The organism is Streptomyces sp. NPDC005808, from assembly GCF_042871385.1.
Classification (GTDB): Bacteria; Actinomycetota; Actinomycetes; order Streptomycetales; family Streptomycetaceae; genus Streptomyces.
The window spans coordinates 111,557-128,872 of sequence record NZ_JBIAIK010000013.1; the positions used below are offsets into that span (position 1 = coordinate 111,557).

At 68.7% G+C, this 17,316-nt stretch carries 14 protein-coding genes; 8 read left to right on the forward strand and 6 right to left on the reverse strand.

The genetic code is table 11. The features are described from left to right. Positions 1–164 precede the first annotated feature (164 nt). Complete coding sequence (locus tag ACFYPC_RS26660; protein ID WP_388681244.1) at positions 165–4,208, forward strand: molybdopterin-dependent oxidoreductase; 4,044 nt, start codon at positions 165–167, stop codon at positions 4,206–4,208. 105 nt (positions 4,209–4,313) lie between these two features. After that, entirely contained in the window at positions 4,314–5,300 is a 987-nt protein-coding gene (locus ACFYPC_RS26665) for a phosphotransferase family protein (protein WP_388680944.1), read from the forward strand. Positions 5,301–5,368: 68 nt separating this feature from the next. Here ACFYPC_RS26665 and ACFYPC_RS26670 read toward each other — a convergent pair whose 3' ends face one another. Next, positions 5,369–5,791, reverse strand: a complete 423-nt coding sequence (locus ACFYPC_RS26670; protein ID WP_388680947.1) for a winged helix-turn-helix transcriptional regulator — start codon at positions 5,789–5,791, stop codon at positions 5,369–5,371. Between the two features lie 87 nt (positions 5,792–5,878). Here ACFYPC_RS26670 and ACFYPC_RS26675 point away from each other — a divergent pair, with 87 nt between their 5' ends. Then, complete coding sequence (locus tag ACFYPC_RS26675) at positions 5,879–6,706, forward strand: NAD(P)H-binding protein (RefSeq protein ID WP_388680950.1); 828 nt, start codon at positions 5,879–5,881, stop codon at positions 6,704–6,706. 102 nt (positions 6,707–6,808) lie between these two features. On the opposite strand, the gene ACFYPC_RS26680 is transcribed toward ACFYPC_RS26675, so the two are convergent. Beyond that, positions 6,809–8,128, reverse strand: a complete 1,320-nt coding sequence (locus tag ACFYPC_RS26680; RefSeq protein ID WP_388680953.1) for an Nramp family divalent metal transporter — start codon at positions 8,126–8,128, stop codon at positions 6,809–6,811. 255 nt (positions 8,129–8,383) lie between these two features. On the opposite strand from ACFYPC_RS26680, the gene ACFYPC_RS26685 reads away from it, so the two are divergent. From ACFYPC_RS26685 to gap, 3 genes are all read left to right on the forward strand, one after another. Next, entirely contained in the window at positions 8,384–9,325 is a 942-nt protein-coding gene (locus ACFYPC_RS26685; RefSeq protein ID WP_388680955.1) for a hypothetical protein, read from the forward strand. 206 nt (positions 9,326–9,531) lie between these two features. Next, complete coding sequence (locus tag ACFYPC_RS26690; protein ID WP_388680958.1) at positions 9,532–10,488, forward strand: GlxA family transcriptional regulator; 957 nt, start codon at positions 9,532–9,534, stop codon at positions 10,486–10,488. 105 nt (positions 10,489–10,593) lie between these two features. Continuing rightward, positions 10,594–11,592: a type I glyceraldehyde-3-phosphate dehydrogenase gene (gene gap / locus ACFYPC_RS26695; RefSeq protein WP_388680961.1), complete on the forward strand. Its 999-nt coding sequence runs from the start codon at positions 10,594–10,596 to the stop codon at positions 11,590–11,592. A gap of 99 nt (positions 11,593–11,691) precedes the next feature. On the opposite strand, the gene ACFYPC_RS26700 is transcribed toward gap, so the two are convergent. Together ACFYPC_RS26700 and ACFYPC_RS26705 are read right to left on the reverse strand one after the other, a co-directional pair. Continuing rightward, positions 11,692–12,837, reverse strand: a complete 1,146-nt coding sequence (locus ACFYPC_RS26700) for an RNA polymerase sigma factor (protein ID WP_388681247.1) — start codon at positions 12,835–12,837, stop codon at positions 11,692–11,694. Then, a complete protein-coding gene (locus tag ACFYPC_RS26705; RefSeq protein ID WP_388680963.1) occupies positions 12,834–13,253 on the reverse strand; it encodes a YciI family protein in 420 nt (139 codons plus the stop codon). The genes ACFYPC_RS26700 and ACFYPC_RS26705 overlap by 4 nt, the downstream gene beginning before the upstream one ends. Positions 13,254–13,590: 337 nt before the next feature. On the opposite strand from ACFYPC_RS26705, the gene ACFYPC_RS26710 reads away from it, so the two are divergent. Next, positions 13,591–14,241, forward strand: coding sequence for a TetR/AcrR family transcriptional regulator (locus tag ACFYPC_RS26710; protein WP_388681250.1), 651 nt, complete (start codon positions 13,591–13,593; stop codon positions 14,239–14,241). A 148-nt stretch (positions 14,242–14,389) separates the two neighbouring features. Next, on the forward strand, positions 14,390–15,109 hold the full coding sequence (locus ACFYPC_RS26715) for a DinB family protein (protein ID WP_388680966.1): 720 nt from the start codon (positions 14,390–14,392) through the stop codon (positions 15,107–15,109). Between the two features lie 163 nt (positions 15,110–15,272). Here the strand turns inward: ACFYPC_RS26715 and cpt are convergent, their stop codons facing one another. After that, a complete protein-coding gene (cpt, locus tag ACFYPC_RS26720) occupies positions 15,273–15,806 on the reverse strand; it encodes a chloramphenicol phosphotransferase CPT (protein WP_388680968.1) in 534 nt (177 codons plus the stop codon). A 190-nt stretch (positions 15,807–15,996) separates the two neighbouring features. After that, positions 15,997–17,292, reverse strand: a complete 1,296-nt coding sequence (locus ACFYPC_RS26725; protein ID WP_388680971.1) for an MFS transporter — start codon at positions 17,290–17,292, stop codon at positions 15,997–15,999. Positions 17,293–17,316: the final 24 nt, after the last annotated feature.

Sequence of the window (17,316 nt, forward strand, 5' to 3'; positions counted from 1 at the left end):
GTGTGGAGGGCGTAACCCAAGCTGATCGGACGGCGTGACACCGGCGCAACGGGCACTTCGTAGCGTCGGCGGAGGAAGGATCCGATCATCTGGAGGGGCCGCCCGTGACCACGACCACCACTCAGGTGCGGACGGTCTGCTCGTACTGCGGTGTGGGCTGCGGAATGGTCCTCGACATCGGGATGGGTCCCGAGGGGCGGCGTACGGTCCTCAAGGCGTCCGGCGACAAAGCGCACCCCGCGAACTTCGGCCGCCTGTGCACCAAGGGCGCCACCACGGCCGACATGCTCGCCGCCCCCGGGCGACTGACCAGCGCCCTGGTGCGCGCCGAGCGCGGGGCGGAGGCAGCGGCCGCCCCGGTGGACGCGGCGATCACCGAGACGGCTCGGCGGCTGCGGGCGGTGATCGACGAGCACGGGCCCGACGCCTTCGCCTTCTACGTCTCGGGGCAGATGAGCCTGGAGGCCCAGTACCTGGCGAACAAGCTGGCCAAGGGCTTCGTCCGTACCAATCAGATCGAGTCGAACTCGCGGCTGTGCATGGCCAGCGCGGGCACCGGCTACAAGCTGTCGCTCGGCGCGGACGGCCCGCCCGGCTCGTACCAGGACTTCGAGCGGGCGGACGTCTTCCTCGTCATCGGCTCCAACATGGCCGACTGCCACCCCATCCTCTTCCTGCGCATGATGGACCGGGTCAAGTCGGGCGGCGCCAAGCTGATCGTCGTCGACCCTCGACGCAGCGCGACCGCAGACAAGGCGGACCTGTTTCTGCCGGTCCGGCCCGGGACGGACCTGGCACTGCTCAACGGCCTGCTGCATCTGCTGTACGAGAACGGACACACCGACCCCGAGTTCATCGCCTCGCACACCGAGGGCTGGGAAGCGTTGCCGGAGTTCCTGGCCGACTACCCCCCTGCCGTGGTCGCTGAGATCACCGGGGTCCCGGAGGACGACATCCGCGAGGCGGCGCGGCTCATCGGCGAGGCCGGGGAGTGGATGAGCTGCTGGACCATGGGCCTCAACCAGTCCACGCACGGCACCTGGAACACCAACGCCCTGCTCAATCTGCATCTGGCGACGGGTGCCATCTGCCGCCCCGGCAGCGGTCCCTTCTCGCTGACCGGCCAGCCCAACGCCATGGGCGGCCGGGAGATGGGCTACATGGGTCCCGGCCTGCCCGGCCAGCGGTCGGTTCTGGTGGACGAGGAGCGCGCCTTCGTCGAGGAGCTGTGGAAACTGCCCCCGGGCACGGTCCGCAAGGACGGGGTCGGCCGGGGCACCATCGAGATGTTCCAGAAGATGGCCGCCGGGGACATCAAGGCCTGCTGGATCATCTGCACCAACCCGGTCGCCTCCGTGGCCAACCGCAAGACCGTCATCGAGGCCCTGGAGAGGGCCGAGTTCGTCGTCGCCCAGGACGTCTTCGCCGAGACGGAGACGAACGCGTACGCGGATGTCGTACTGCCCGGAGCACTGTGGACCGAGACCGAGGGCGTCCTCATCAACAGCGAGCGCACCCTCACCCTCGCGCAGCCCGCCGTGGAGCCGCCCGGGGAGGCGATGGCTGACTGGCGGATCATTGCCGCCGTCGCCCGCGAGATGGGGTACGAGAAGGACTTCTCGTACGAGAGCGCGGAGGAGGTCTTCGAGGAGATCAAGCGCGCCTGGAACCCGAAGACCGGCTACGACCTGCGGGGCGTGACCTACGAACGGTTGCGTTCCACCCCCGTGCAGTGGCCGGCGGCGAGCCAGGACGGGCCCGACCGCAACCCGATCCGCTACCTGGACGAGGGTGGCGACGGCCCGGTCTTCCCCACGGCGAGCGGCCGGGCGATGTTCTACGCACGCCCGCACATCCCTGCCGCCGAGCTGCCCGACGAGGACTACCCGTACGTCCTGAACACCGGGCGGTTGCAGCACCAGTGGCACACCCTCACGAAGACGGGCAAGGTCGACAAACTCAACAGACTCAACCCAGGGCCCTTCGTGGAAGTGCATCCCGGCGACGCAGCCGAGCTCGGCATCGCCGACGGCGACTCGGTGGAGGTCGCCTCGCGGCGCGGACGGGCGGTGCTGCCCGCCGTGGTGACCGACCGGGTACGGCCCGGCTGCTGTTTCGCACCCTTCCACTGGAACGACCTGTTCGGCGAGTACCTGAGCGTCAACGCGGTCACCAGTGACTCCGTCGACCCGCTCTCCTTCCAGCCGGAGTTCAAGGTGTGCGCGGTGTCACTGACGAAGGTGGCAACTCCGGTGTCCCTGGCGGTACTTCCAGCGGTCGCGCGCGGCGCTCGTCCCGGTGCCGCGGTGGGCCCAGCGCCTGCGGGTACGGCCACACAGGCCGGGATCGCGGGCGGGTTCGGGCTCGCTCCCGCCCCACCGCCCGTGCTGGCCGAGCACGAACGCCAGTACCTGATCGGCTTCCTCGCCGGGATCGAATCAGGCGCCCCCGGTGTGCCGGTGCTGCCGCCGGGCGCACCCTTCAGCCCCGAGCACGCGCTGTGGGTGAACGGTGTGCTGGCGGGCATGTACTCCCGCGCCGTCCCCGCAACGCCCGCCGCCTCCGCCTCACACGTCTCCCCCGTCTCGCCCGTCCGGGAAATTGTCGTCCTGTGGGCCTCGCAGACCGGCAACGCCGAGGAGTTCGCGGCGTCCGTCGCCGACCGGCTCCTCACCGACGGCCACAAGGCGACCCTCGTCGACATGGACGACGCACACCCCGGGAACCTGCCGGCCGGCGCCGACATCCTGTTGATCACCAGCACCTTCGGCGACGGCGACGCCCCGGACAACGGCACCGGCTTCTGGGCCGCCCTGGCCGCTCCCGACACACCCCGCCTGGACGGCGTGCGGTACGCGGTTCTCGCGTTCGGCGACTCCTCCTACGAGGACTTCTGCGGCCACGGCCGCCGTCTCGACCGGCGCCTCGACGAACTGGGCGGGGTGCGTCTGGCCCCGCGAACGGACTGCGAGCCCGACTACGAGCCCTCGGCCAGGGCTTGGCTCGACAAGGTCCTCAGCTCCCTGACCGACGCACCGGAACCGGACTCCGCGCCCGCGCCGAACACGGCGTCCGCTCTCCGACCGAGAAGGCCGGCTGCCGTCACCGCCCGCCTCACCGGCAACCGGCTGCTCAGCCTGCCCGGTGCGGGCAAAGAGGTCCGCCGCTTCAGCTTCGACACCCGCGACAGCGAGACACCGCTCCTCTACGAGGTGGGGGACGCCCTCGGCGTACGCCCCGTCAACTCCCCGGACGTCGTCACCGAATGGCTGGCAACCACCGGTCTCCACCCGGAGACCGCGGTGGATCTGAACGGCGCCAGTGAGGTCCTCCTCCAGGAGGCCCTGCACCGTCATCTGGACATCACCCGCATCACCCCGCACTTGCTGCGCTTCGTCGCCGAACGCACCCACGACCGCGTACTGAAGAAGCTGCTGCGCCCCGACAACAGGGACGAACTGGCCAAGTGGTCCTGGGGCCGCCAGGCCGTCGACGTCATCGCCGAGCACTCCGTTCGCGCGACGGCCCAGGAGTGGGCCGAGGTGCTGAATCCGCTTCAGCCCCGCCTGTACTCCATATCGTCGAGCCCTCTCGCCGACCCCGACGTCGTCTCGCTGACGGTCTCGGTCGTCCGGTACGAAAACCCCGAAGGGCGACCGCGCCAGGGCGTCTGCTCGCCCTTTCTCGCCGATGCCGCGCCCGGCACACCGGTGCCGGTCTTCGTCCAGCCCTCGCCGAGATTCCGGCCGCCCGCCGACCCCGCCACCCCCATGGTGATGATCGGCCCGGGCACCGGGGTCGCCCCCTTCATCGGCTTCCTCCACGAGCGCCGCGCCCTCGGCCACCGCGCGCCCAACTGGCTCTTCTTCGGCGAACAGCACCGGGCCACCGACTTCTACTACGAGGACGAGCTGACCGCCTTTCTCTCCGACGGCACCCTCACCCGTCTGGACACCGCCTTCTCCCGCGACCAACGGGCCAAGATCTACGTCCAGGACAGGATCCGAGAACACGGTCCGCTGCTGTGGTCCTGGCTCCAGGACGGCGCCCACCTGTACGTCTGCGGCGACGCCTCCCGCATGGCCAAGGACGTCGACCAGGCGCTGCGCGACATCGTCACCGCCCATGGTGGTCTCGGCGAGGACGGGGCAGCCCTGTACCTCAGGCAACTCGCGGCCGACAAACGATACGTCCGGGACGTGTACTGATCAGCTGCGGCCGCCCTGACCACCTTGCGGGAGCCCTGCCTGAAGGTGCGCAGGCACGGGGCGTCGGCTCGTACGGTGTCGGTTGTGCCGAGGCGGGGAGTGCGCGTGGAGAGCATCACGAAGAACCGGCAGTCGCCGGAGGTTCTGCGGGCCATGGTCGAGCGTGCCTACGGTCCGGACCGTATCCCTGAGGGCGAGGGGTGGGTGAGCGAGCTGGCGCATGGCTGGTTCAACGTCGCCTACCGCATACGGCTTCGCGACGGCTACGAGGTCGTCCTGAAGATCGCGCCACCGGCCGGGGTGGAAGTGATGACCTACGAGCAGGGCGCGATGGGGATCGAGCTGGCGGCGCTTGAACTCATCGGCCGGCACACGGCCGTGCCGGTCCCCCGCGTCGACTTCGCCGACCGGAGCCGCCAACTGTGCGACGCGGACTGGTTCTTCATGCCGTACGTCGACGCCGACAATCTCGCCGTCGTCGGCCCCGAGCTGCCGGCGCAGGAGCTGGCCGGGTACAAGGAGCAGGTGGGCGCGGCCAACCGGCAGATCAACTCCATCCGCGGTAGGGCGTTCGGGCCACTGGCCGGCCCGGGGGACGCCTGCTGGCGACGGGTGTTCACGGACATCGTCGAGGACGTCCTGGTCGACGGGGAGCGCCGCCGGGTCGATCTGGGCTGGGACTACGACACGGTGCGCGAGGTACTGGCCGAGCATGCCGCGAGCCTGGACGAGGTGAGCGAGCCACGGCTGGTGGAGTGGGATCTGTGGGACGGCAACGTCCTGGTCCACGACGGGAAGATCGCGTGCCTCATCGACCACGAGCGGGCCTTCTTCGGTGACCCGCTCATCGAGTTCGGGTTCGCCGGCACGCAGCTGGCTGCCTTCGGCGACTCCACCCACTTCATGCGCGGCTACGGACACCCTCCGCTGACCGAGACCCAGAGCGTGCGCCGCCGCCTGTACTGCCTGCACCTGCTGCTCATCATGGTGATCGAGACCGTCTACCGCCGCCACACCGACACCGCCCAGTACGACCTCGCGCGCGAGCGGCTGACCGAGGTCATGGCCCAACTGGGCCGCACGCGCCGCTGAAGTAGGCGTCCCGTTCATCGACGCGCGTTCCCGGTCCCAATCGCCCCTTGACCAGCCGACGGTTCACGTCAGCGGATGTCGTGGTCGGGGTGGGTCTGGTCGTACGTGTGCCGTGCCTCGGCGATGCCGGCACGGTGGGCCAGGGACCAGTCGGCGAGTGCCTTGACCAGGTGGGTCAGGCCGGCTCCGGTCTCCGTGAGGCGGTAGTCGACATGAGCCGGCACGGTCGGGTACACGGTGCGCAGCACGAGGCCGTCGCGTTCGAGCCTTCGTACCGTGAGGGTGAGCATGCGCTGCGAGATGCCGTCGATGGCACGCTGCAGTTCACGGAACCGGCGTGGTCCGCCCGCGAGTTCAACGATCACGAGTACCGACCACTTGTCCCCGATGCGGTCCAGGACGTCGCGGATGCCGCAGTCGGGGTGATCCTCGCGTCCGCAGGGCTCGAGGTCGGCGGAGGTGGTGGTTACCCCGGTGTGCGTGAGTGACATCAGACTGCCTTCTTGTGGCCCGCGGGCGTGCGGTCAAGGATCAAGTGTAGTTACCGATGAGAACCACAACGGCAGATTGCGACTGACATGATTCTGGTGACCGGAGCGAACGGAAACCTCGGCTCGGCCACTCTTGCGGCGCTGCACGCTCGCGGCGTCGTCGCGACGGGCGGCAGCCGCACGCCGGGCGAGGGGATGCGGCCTCTTGACTTCGATGACCCCGCGGGCCTCGATCTCGCCGGTGTGTCGACCCTGGTGCTGGTCTCCGCCGGTTTCGCGGAGGACGACGCGGTCGTCGGGAGGCACGCCGGGGTCCTGGACGCCGCCGTCCGCGACGGCGTCCGGCACGTCGTCTACACGAGCCTGACCGGCGCCGGTGACCATCTCGGTTTCGCGCTCGCCCACCGTGCGACCGAACGCCTCGTCCGGGCCGGCGGACTGCCCTGGACGATCCTGCGCAACGGCCTCTACGCCGAACTCTTCGGCGGTCTCCTGATGTGGGCCGGCAGGGGCGTGGAGTCCGCGTTCGGGGACGGCGCGCTGGCCGCGGTCGCGCGAGAGGATCTCGCCGATGCGGCCGCGACCGTTGCGGCGGATCCGACGCGGCACAGCGGACGCGTCTACGAACTCGTCGGCACGTCGATCACGGCGGGAGGGGTGGCCGACCGGCTCGGGGTCCCGCACCACACCATCAGCGTGGGCGAGTACCGGCGCCGCCTCCTCGACGAGACACCGGGCCTGCTGCCGTTCCAGCCGCCGATGCTCGCCTCGATCGCCACTGCCGTCCGACACGGCTTCCTGGCCGGCACCACCACCGACCTCCCGGACCTCCTTGACCGGCCGGCCCGCGACCCATTGGCCACGGCCGTCGCAGCCGCGTCGGCCACGAGACCCAAAGCAAGCGTCTCCTCGTAGCGCATCGTGGGCTCGCTCAAGCCCGACCGTCGCGCCATCTCCTGAACGGTCGGACCCACTGCTTGCCCTCCGGCCGCGAAGTGGCTCCAGGTCGGCTGAGCGTCAGAAGAAGTCCGCCCAGGGCTGGTCCCAGATCTGCTTCACGCACAGGACCAGGAAGAGCAGTCCGGCGATGGCGAGCATGGCGTTGCTGAGCAGGCCGTTGCGCCACTCGCTGGGCGTGCGGGAGGAGTTGAGGAGCCAGATCAGGGTGAGGGCGAGGAAGGGGAGGAAGGCGGCGCCCAGGACACCGTAGAGAATCACCAGGCGGAACGGCTGGCCCTGGAAGAGCAGGACGATCGGCGGGAAGGTCAGCCAGAGCAGGTACGCACGGAAGGGCCAGGACTTCTCCCGGGTGCCCGACGCCACTTCCTCCCCGGTCGTCCTGGTCCCGCGATAGCGCTCCACGAAGTCCGCGAACATCAGGCTCACGCCGTGCCAGACGCCGATGAGCGAGGTGAAGGACGTGGCGAAGAAGCCGATCAGGAAGAACTTGGCGGTCGCCGTGCCGTACTCGGCTTCGAGGATGTCGCTCAGCTGGATGAGGCCCTGGTCGCCACTGGCGATGGCGATGTTCGCGGAGTGCAGCAGCTCGGCGCCCACGAAGAGCATCGAGATGACGAAGACGCCGGTGGTGATGTAGGCGACGCGGTTGTCGAGGCGCATGACCTTCATCCAGCCCGTGTTCGTCCAGCCCTTCGCGTTGACCCAATACCCGTACGCGGCAAGGGTGATGGTGCCGCCGACACCGCCGATCAGGCCGAGCGTGTTGAGGATCGAGTCCTTCTCGTCGGGGAGGACGGGGAGGAGGCCGGCGAAGGCGTCACCGAGGTTGGGGGTGACGCGGATCGCCAGGTAGACCGTGACGACGAACATCACGCCCACCAGCACGGTCATGACCTTCTCGAAAACCTCGTACTTGTTGAACCACACGAACACCAGGCCGACCAGGCCGCAGATGACCGCCCAGGGCTTGATCGACCAGGAGTCCGGGAAGACGTCGGGGAACAACGCCTGCAGCGGTAGCGCGCTCGACGACATCGCCGCCGCGCCGTACACGAAGCCCCAGATGACCACGTAGACGACGAAGAAGTACGTCGTCCACCGGCCCAGACTCGCCCAGCCGTCGAAGAGGGTTCGTCCGGTGGACAGATGCCAGCGGCCGGCCGCCTCGGCGAGAGAGATCTTGACCACGCAGCCGATGACCGCGGCCCAGAGCAGGGTGTAACCGAAGTTGCTGCCCGCCACAAGCGTCGCCACGAGGTCGCCGGCGCCGACTCCCGTCGCGGCGACGACGATGCCGGGTCCGATGTACTTCCAACTCGACTTGCGCGGCCGGGAGGTGGTCTCCCCTGACTCTGAGTTCCCAGTGGTCTCCGTCATGTGAATCAAGAAAGCGTAAAGAGTGCGAGGCCACAAGGGCGCGTGCTTCGATCACCACTCGACGTACACAGCGCCCGAGCAGGGCGACGCGCTGCCGCATGGGCGCGCACAGTATGAACAGAACTGAGCGATCAATGGTGCGCGAGTCGGCGTGTTCCTAGCATCACAGCGCTCGGCGCGATGGTGCGCCACTGGATCAGGAGCGTGGTTGTGCCCAGCCCCAGTCGGAACAGACCTTCCCGCACCGGATCCCTCATGCGACGTGGCGTGGCGCTGGCCGCCGGTATCGCGGGCGTCGTCGGGTCGTTGAGCGGCGTCAGCGCGGCCCAAGCCACCCAGCTGCGGCCGGGGCCGGCTGTGTGCCCCGCGGGTGTGGGCAGCAAGGCCACCTGTTACACCGGCCAGGACGCCAACGGGGCCTACTACGCGATCGCCGTGCCCGAGCACTGGAACGGCTCGCTGGTCGTACATGCTCATGGCGGCCCCGACTTGGGTGAGGGGTCGGATCCGGAGCGGAGCATCGACGACCTGGATCGCTGGTCCGTGATGGTGGACGAGGGATATGCCTGGGCCGGTTCGTCCTACCGCCGGGGGCGCTTCTCCGTGTTCACCTTCCGCGACATCGTGCACAACCGGCTCGGCGACCGGAATCCCTTCAGCAACAAGGGCGTGCGGTACTCCGGTTCGCACGACGACAAGGCACTCGACGCGGGCGTCGAGCGTTTCTCCGCCGACCCCGACGCCCGGCGCGATCTGTCCTACGACAGCGACCTCACCGGGCGGGTTTCGATGCCCGTACTCACCATGCACGCCATCGACGACCCCACGGCATTCATCGAACACGAGGCTGCGTACCGGGCGAGCCGTGAGGGCGCCCATCGCGAGTCGAACCTCGTGCAGACCTTCACCGGTGAGAGCGAGCACAGCGCACTGAGTGACTCGGAGTACGCCAACTCCATTGCTGCGCTGGCCGGCTGGGTGCGCACGGGCAGGAGGCCTACGCCGCAGTCCGTCGCGTCATCGTGTGCCTCTTTCGACCGCACCTACGGGACGGGGTGCTTCTACGACTCCGACTTCCGCCCGTCGCGGTACGCCTCTCGGGTCCTGCCGCGGCCGGGCGGGCTGTCGTGGCCGGCCATGACGGTATCTCAGGAAGAGGCCTGGAGCCGGATCAACGGGGTGGGGATCGCCCCGTAGCAGGCGCGGCGCCGCCGGTCGCCGAAAGGCGGCGGGCGGCGGGCGGCGGGCGGCGGGCGGCGTTGGGATGTCGCCGGCGCGAACGGCGGCGAGCCGGCCGGCGAGCACCTGGCCGAGTCCGGGGCGGGGGCGCTTGTCAGCTGCAGCGGCGCCCCGCCGCGACGCCTGCTCCGGGCGCAGCCTCCCCCGCGCGTACCCTCTTCTGCGTGTCAGCCCCCTCCCCGCATCACGTCGCCGTCCTCGTGCTCGAGGGTGCGAAGCCTCTCGATGTCGGCATTCCTGCCCAGGTGTTCACGACCCGCGCGAGCATGCCGTACGAGGTACGGGTGTGCGGCGCGGCATCCGGTCTGGTGACCGGCGGCGACGGCCTGTCGTACTACGTCGCCCACGGGCTGCAGGCGCTCGAGTGGGCTGACACCGTTTTCGTCCCTGGCTACCGGTTCCCGGATCGCGAGGACCCGCCGCAGGCCGTCGTCGATGCGCTGACCGCCGCCCACGACCGGGGGGCGCGGCTCGCCGCCATCTCGACGGGTGCCTTCGCGCTCGCGGCCACGGGGCTGCTCGACGGCAGACGCGCCACGACACACTGGCACTACACGCGGGCACTCGCGGCGAAGCGTCCGCTCGTTCAGGTCGACGAGGATGTTCTGTTCGTCGACGAGGGCAGCGTGCTGACGTCGGCGGGCGCCGCCTCCGGCATCGACCTGTGCCTGCACATCCTGCGCCGCGATCTCGGAGTGTCCGCGTCCAACCACGCGGCCCGGCGCCTGGTGGCTGCCCCCTATCGCAGCGGCGGCCAGGCGCAGTACGTACCGCGCAGGGTGCCCGAGCCGCTCAGCGAGCGGTTCGCAGCCACCCGGGAGTGGGCGTTGCACCGGCTCGGCGAGCCCCTCACCCTCGAAACGCTCGCCCGGCACGCGGCGGTGTCGCCGCGCACGTTCTCGCGACGCTTCGCCGAAGACACCGGGTACACGCCGATGCAGTGGGTCATGCGCGCCCGCATCGACGTGGCCCGCGAGCTGCTCGAACGCTCGCAGCGGAGTGTCGAGCAGATCGCCGCCGACGTCGGTCTCGGCACCGGTTCCAATCTCCGGCTGCACTTTCAGCGCATCCTCGACACCACGCCGAGCGAGTACCGGCGCACCTTCACCCAAGGCGAGTAGCCCCGCCACCACGTGGCGCGATACTTGCGAACCGTGGCGATCACGCCACTGTCACCGGCTGCAGGCGCGCGACACGCTGATGGCGAACGAGAAGGGACACCACTCATGACTCGCATTGCCATCAACGGATTCGGCCGCATCGGACGCAACGTGCTGCGCGCACTGCTCGAACGCGACAGCGACCTGGAGGTCGTCGCCGTCAACGACCTCACGGAGCCCGCCGCCCTTGCGCGGCTGCTGGCCTACGACTCGACATCGGGCCGGCTCGGGCGCCCGGTGGACGTCGATGGGGACGCCCTCGTCGTCGACGGCCGTCGCATCACCGTTCTCGCCGAGCGCGAACCTGCGCAGCTGCCATGGGCCGAGCTCGGCGTCGACATCGTGCTCGAGGCGACCGGCCGCTTCACGTCGGCCAAGGCTGCCCGCTCCCACATCGACGCGGGCGCGAAGAGGGTACTCATCAGCGCGCCTGCGGACGGAGCGGATGTCACCCTCGCGTTCGGGGTCAACACCGACGCGTACGATCCGGCCCTGCACACGATCGTCTCGAACGCCTCGTGCACGACCAACGCGCTTGCGCCTCTGGCCGCGGTGCTCGACGATCTTGCCGGTATCGAGCACGGCTTCATGACGACGGTGCACGCCTATACACAGGAACAGAACCTGCAGGACGGTCCGCACCGCGACGCCCGCCGCGCCCGCGCCGCCGCGGTCAACATCGTGCCGACCACGACGGGCGCCGCCAAGGCGATCGGCCTCGTGCTGCCGAACCTTGAGGGCAAGCTGTCGGGCGACTCGATCCGCGTGCCGGTTCCGGTGGGATCGATCGTCGAGCTCAACACGACCGTCGCCCGCGACGTGACGCGCGAGGACGTGCTGGGTGCGTACCGCGCGGCGGCGCAGGGGCCGCTCGCCGGCGTGCTCGAGTACTCGGACGACGCGCTCGTCTCCTCCGACATCACGGGCAATCCGGCCTCGTCCATTTTCGACTCGGCTCTCACCCGCGTCGACGGCCGCCACATCAAGGTGGTCGCCTGGTACGACAACGAGTGGGGCTTCTCCAACCGCGTGATCGATACGCTCCAACTTCTCGCCGCCGGCTGACCGGTAGTCGGGCGGACGCTGCCGACCACGGCGTGCGGGTGCGTCAGGGTCAGGTCCCCGACAACCGGCTCGTCGTGGTTGAGCCTCCGGTCGCCCCCGTCAGCGACTCCCGCGGGCGTTGAGCCGGGCGGCCTGGCGCGTCAGGTGGTCGCGTTCGGCGAGGTTGGGCGCCTTGGGAGCGGCCTCGGCATACAGCCGTGCCGCTGTGGCCAGGTCGCCGTCGCGTTCGTGCAGGTAGGCGGCCACCGCGGTGTGCCGGGGCAGTGAGTCGTCCAGCGTCGCGAGCGCCGCCAGGCCGGCGCGCGGTCCGTCGGCCTCACCGACGGCCACGGCGCGGTTGAGTCGGACGACCGGGCTGTCGGTCAGACGTGCGAGCTCGTCGTACCACTCGACGATCTGCACCCAGTCGGTCTCCTCGGCGGTGGGCGCGTCGGCGTGGAGCGCCGCGATGGCGGCCTGGGCCTGGAACTCGCCCAGCCGGTCGCGGGCTAGGGCCGCCTGGAGGATCCCGACGCCCTCGGCGATCGCCTTGGTGTCCCACCGGGCGCGGTCCTGCTCGGCGAGTGGCACCAGGCTGCCGTCGGGCGCGGTCCGGGCGGCGCGGCGGGCGTGGTGGAGCAGCATGAGGGCGAGCAGCCCCGCGACCTCGGGGTGGTCGATGGCGGCCGCGAGTTGCCGGGTGAGCCGGATGGCCTCGGCGGCGAGGTCGACGTCGCCGGAGTGGCCCTCGTTGAAGACCAGGTAGAGGACGCGCAGCACGGTGGCGACGTCGCCGGGCTGGTCGAACCGCACGCCGGAGACCGTGCGCTTGGCCCGGCTGATCCGCTGCGCCATCGTCGCCTCGGGCACCAGGTAGGCCTGGGCGATCTGGCGAGTGGTGAGCCCGCCGACGGCACGCAGCGTGAGTGCGACCGCGGAGGACGGCGTAAGCGACGGGTGCGCGCACAGGAAGTAGAGCTGGAGCGTGTCGTCCACCGCGGGCGCGGGTCCGGGTACCGGTTCCTCGTCGAGGCGGTCCTCGCGTCGGCGGCGGGCGGTGTCCGCCCGGGTCGCGTCGAGGAAACGGCGCCAGGCCACGGTGACCAGCCAGCCCTTCGCATCCCGCGGTGGATCGGCCGGCCACACGCGGACCGCCTCGACCAGCGCGTCCTGTACGGCGTCCTCGGCGGCCGCGAAGTCCGCTCCTCGCCGGACGAGGACGCCGAGCACGCTGGGCGTGAGGCTCCGGAGCAGGACCTCGTTCACTTGAAAGAACACTCCGAGATGGTGGGCGAGGCGCCGTAGAACGGGCGCAGCTCGAGCCATTCGTGGATCGGCTTTCCGCCCGCTCCGGGGGCGGCCGACAGTTCCCCGGCCAGCTCGACTGCTCGCTCGTAGCTGTCGACGTCGATCACCATCCAGCCGGCGATGAGGTCCTTGGTCTCGGCGAACGGTCCGTCGGTGACCGGCGGGCGACCCTCGCCGTCATAGCGGACGAACGTCCCCTCGGGGGCGAGCGCCTGACTGTCGACGAACTCGCCGGTCTCTTCGAGCCGCGCCGCGAAGTCGTTCATGTACTGCACGTGCGCCGAGATCTCCTCCGGCGTCCACTGCTCCATCGGCACGTCATTGACCGCCGCCGGAGCGCCGCTGTAGTGCTTGAGCAGCAAGTACTTGGCCATGGTGATACTCCTCGGTGCTGGTACAAACTATTTTGGTCGCGTTCACTGCCGGGACGAAGCCAGTCACCGGATCTCGACATCACCGTCCGAACTTTTTGAGATTCGTCGATGAGCCCGAGTGAGCCGACTTACGGTGCCCCGTCCACGCCGTGGCACGTGGGCCGGGCGGAGCGACGCCTCCCAGGATCAGCGACGACCCGGGGCAACTGAATCAAGAGAAGGCTCACGTACGTCACTCCCTGTGGTCCTGGCGCGTCGCGGAGCGCCCGTACCTCTGGCCTGTTCCGCGTGGCACCTCGGTGATCGCGCCTGTTGCGACAATGGGCCGGTGAATAACGTGTCACCGCGGAATCAGGATCGCCGAAGCCGACCCAACTACGACCGTGAATCTCTTCTTGAGATCGCGGTCGAGGTTTTCAACGAGCGCGGCTACGACGCCACCGGTATGGAGGAGTTGGCCAGACGCCTGGGCCTGAGCAAGTCCAGCATCTACCACCATGTCTCGGGCAAGGAGGAAATTCTGGATCTTGCCGTCACCCGTGCGCTCGATGCCCTTTTTTCCCTCATCGACGAACCCGATGAGGCGGAACTCCGGCCGACGGCCCGGCTTGAGCACATCGTGCGTCGGAGCGTCGAAGTACTCGCGGCAGAGCTGCCGTACGTCACCTTGCTCCTGAGGGTCCATGGGAACAGTGCCACTGAACAGCGAATCCTCAAGCGACGGCGAGAATTCGACCACCGCGTTGCCGAGCTGGTCGAGCTGGCGGCGCAGGAAGGAGGAATCCGTGCCGATATCGATCCCCATCTCGCAAGCCGACTGGTCTTCGGCACCGTAAATTCTCTCATCGAGTGGTACCGGCCGGACGGGGAGCTTCCTGTGGCTGTCCTCGCCGACGCTCTCACCGTCCTCGTCTTCGGCGGTTTGCGGTCTCATGGTCACGCCGGTTCTGTCGACATTCCCCGGCGCACGAGTCGGCCCCGCCTCTGAAGCGACGCGACCTGGAGACCGCGTGCGGCGATGCGGGGGTACCGCACCGCTTCGCGGACCAGGAATTCGCTCGCGCCCGGTGAGGTGAACCGATATTTTCCGCCTGAGGGCATTGAAGTCCCGGACGCGACCGCAAGGGAAGATCTGCATGGACATCGAGGGTGCGCGGACCGACCGACTGGGCTTGCTGCTCGAGCAGTTCGACAAGGCCCGGGAGATGGCCCAGGTGCGGCTGACCGGGCTCGGTGACGAGGAGTACCTGTGGGAGCCGGTGCCCGGTTGCTGGTCGCTCCGGCGCCGGGGCGAGACGGCGACACCCAGGGCGTTCGGGCCGGGCGAGTGGGTGCTCGACCTGGGCGCGGCGGACATCCCGGCGAGCGAGTACGCCGAGGTAGCCCGGCAGGCAGCCGGCGGCATGACCGTTGACAAGATCGCCGACGACTGGAGCGTGAGTGTCGAGCGGGTCGAGCAGATCCTCACCCACACCGGTGCGCCGGAACCGGACGCGGCGCCGGTCACGACCATCGCGTGGCGGCTCGGACACCTGCACTACCAGTTCGCGGGCGGCTGGGAGTGGGCCTTCGGCGAACGGCTGCAGGACCCGAAGCTGATGATCGACTTCTCCCCGTCCGCCGACCTGACACTCGAGCGGTTCTGGCCGGTGATCGACCGGTGGCGCGAGAGCATCGGCTCCGTCACGGAAGAGCAGCTCGACACGGTCGGCTTCTCGCAGTACCCGTACGGCTCCGACCCCGACGACCCGTTCATCGGCGTCCTGTCGGGAGCCAACCTCGAATTCATCCACCACATGGCAGAGATCGCGTTGCTCCGTGACCTGTGGCGAGCCCGCTTCACCGCCGGCGGGTAGGCCGGACGCGCGACCGTGTTTCACGGTGCACCGGTCCAACCGCCCTGAACGATTCGTAACCCGCTCTGTGAGCTTGCCGGTTGAGCAGCCAGGGCAGCGAAGCCCTTGATGGGCCCAGCTGTTGCAGGCCGACGAGGACACGGTGTGCGAAGTGATCCGGCGGTCAACTGACATGTGCGGCGATGGTTCGCGCACATGTCAGGGACTCGGTGTGCGTCGTGTCCACCTCCAGGTCGTAGGACACCCCTTCGTGCACCACATCCGCCTGCGCCGCGGCCATCCCCTGTACGCGATCTCCTCGTGCGACCTCACGGCCTGCGGCGACCGCGCTGTCACACCTGACGCCCACCCAAAACACGGGCAGTCCGCCCAGTGCCTTCTGCCACCGTTGCTGAGACGCTCCTCCGCCGAGGAAGACGTCATCGATGATGACCCTGGCGCCTGCATGGGCCATCGCCACAACACCGTTCATCCAGGCTGCCTCCAGCGCCCGGAAGTCCGCCCCGACGCTCACCTCTCCGTCCGACGCGAACACGATTCCCTCGTCCGACGCACGCATCTTCGCCGGCAAGGCATCGACGAACGAGTCGCATCCGAACGCCAGCCACGGATCAGCCAGTTGGGCCTGCAGGCATCGTACGATCCCGGACTTCCCCGAGCTGGAACCACCGTTGAGAATGATCATCCGAGTCGTCACCGCCCCACGGTAAAGCGCGTCCCTCACGACACAAAACGAATTCCGATGACGGCACCGCCCGGTCGAGCCGCGCGACGGTCGCACAGGCATCAACCTCAGGAGCCCTGACCGTCAGTCTGCGCCGATACCACAAGGGGAAAGTTGCGAACGCAAGCGCTGTGACGCGGTGTTTCCTGCCCGACCCCGACCGTCAAGTCGTTCTACGGGTAACCAGCCACACACAGCCGAGGCTGATCAGTGTCACCGCCGTGAGGTACAGGGCGATAGGTGTGGTGGATGACCAGCTCGTGTAGAGGCCTGTGGCAACGGTCGGCGCGATGCCGCCACCCAGTATCGCTCCCAACTGGTAGCCGAGAGAGGCCCCGCTATAGCGAATCTCAGCTCTGAAGAGTTCCGAGAACAGTGCCGCGATCGGCCCATAGACGATACCCATGAATACCGCCGTCACCAGGAGTGCCAGCAGAATCAGGGCAGAGTTCGCGGTGTTGACCATGGGGAACAGGAAGACGGCACACACCACAAGACCCATGGAACCGATCCTGAGTACCACCCGACGGCCGTGCCGGTCGGAGAGAGCGGAGGCCCATGGTATGACCGCGAGCCACACAAGTGAGGCGATGAGCGTGAGGACAAGGATGCGGTTCCGGCTCAGTTCGAGCACGGCAGTCGTATACGACAGCAGGTAGGCCATGAAGATGTAGCCGACCGCATTGATTCCGATGAACGCGCCGGCGGAAAGAGCCACTTCCTTCCAGTGTTCTCGCAGCACCGTCACGATGGGCATGCGCTGTTCCGACTTCGCCTGCTTGACCGCCTCGAAGTCCGGGCTTTCGGCGATGGTTAGTCGAATCACCAATCCCGCCACCACCATGACGGCGCTCGCCAGGAACGGGACTCGCCACCCCCAGGCCAGGAAAGCGTCATTGCTGAGATTGGTCGTGAGGCCGAGGAACACCAGGTTGGCGACAATGAGGCCCCCGGGCACGCCCATCTGCGGGAAACTGCCGTAGAAGGCCTTCTTTCGATCCGGGGCATGCTCGACAGCCATGAGGACTGCGCCGCCCCACTCGCCACCGACCCCTATGCCCTGGATGAAACGGAGGGTCACGAGCAGGATCGGCGCCCAGACGCCGATGGTGGCGTAGGTGGGAAGCAGCCCTATGCCCACCGTGGCAAGTCCCATGGTCAGCAGTGAAATCACCAGCATGGACTTGCGGCCGACGCGGTCACCGAAGTGGCCCATGACGATGCCGCCCACCGGGCGGGCGAAGAAGCCGACCGAGTAAGTGGCGAAGGCAGCCAACGTTCCCGCGGCCTCGGAGACGCCCGGGAAGAACAACGGTCCGAATGCAATTGCCGCAGCCATGCCGTAGATGAAGTAGTCGTACCACTCAATGGCGGTTCCGACGAAGCTTGCTGTTGCCACTCGCAGCGGGCGTATCCGCTTTGGCGTGACTGTCCCGGGTAGGTTTCGATCGATGGCCACTGCTGTCTCCTGACAGGGTGAGCG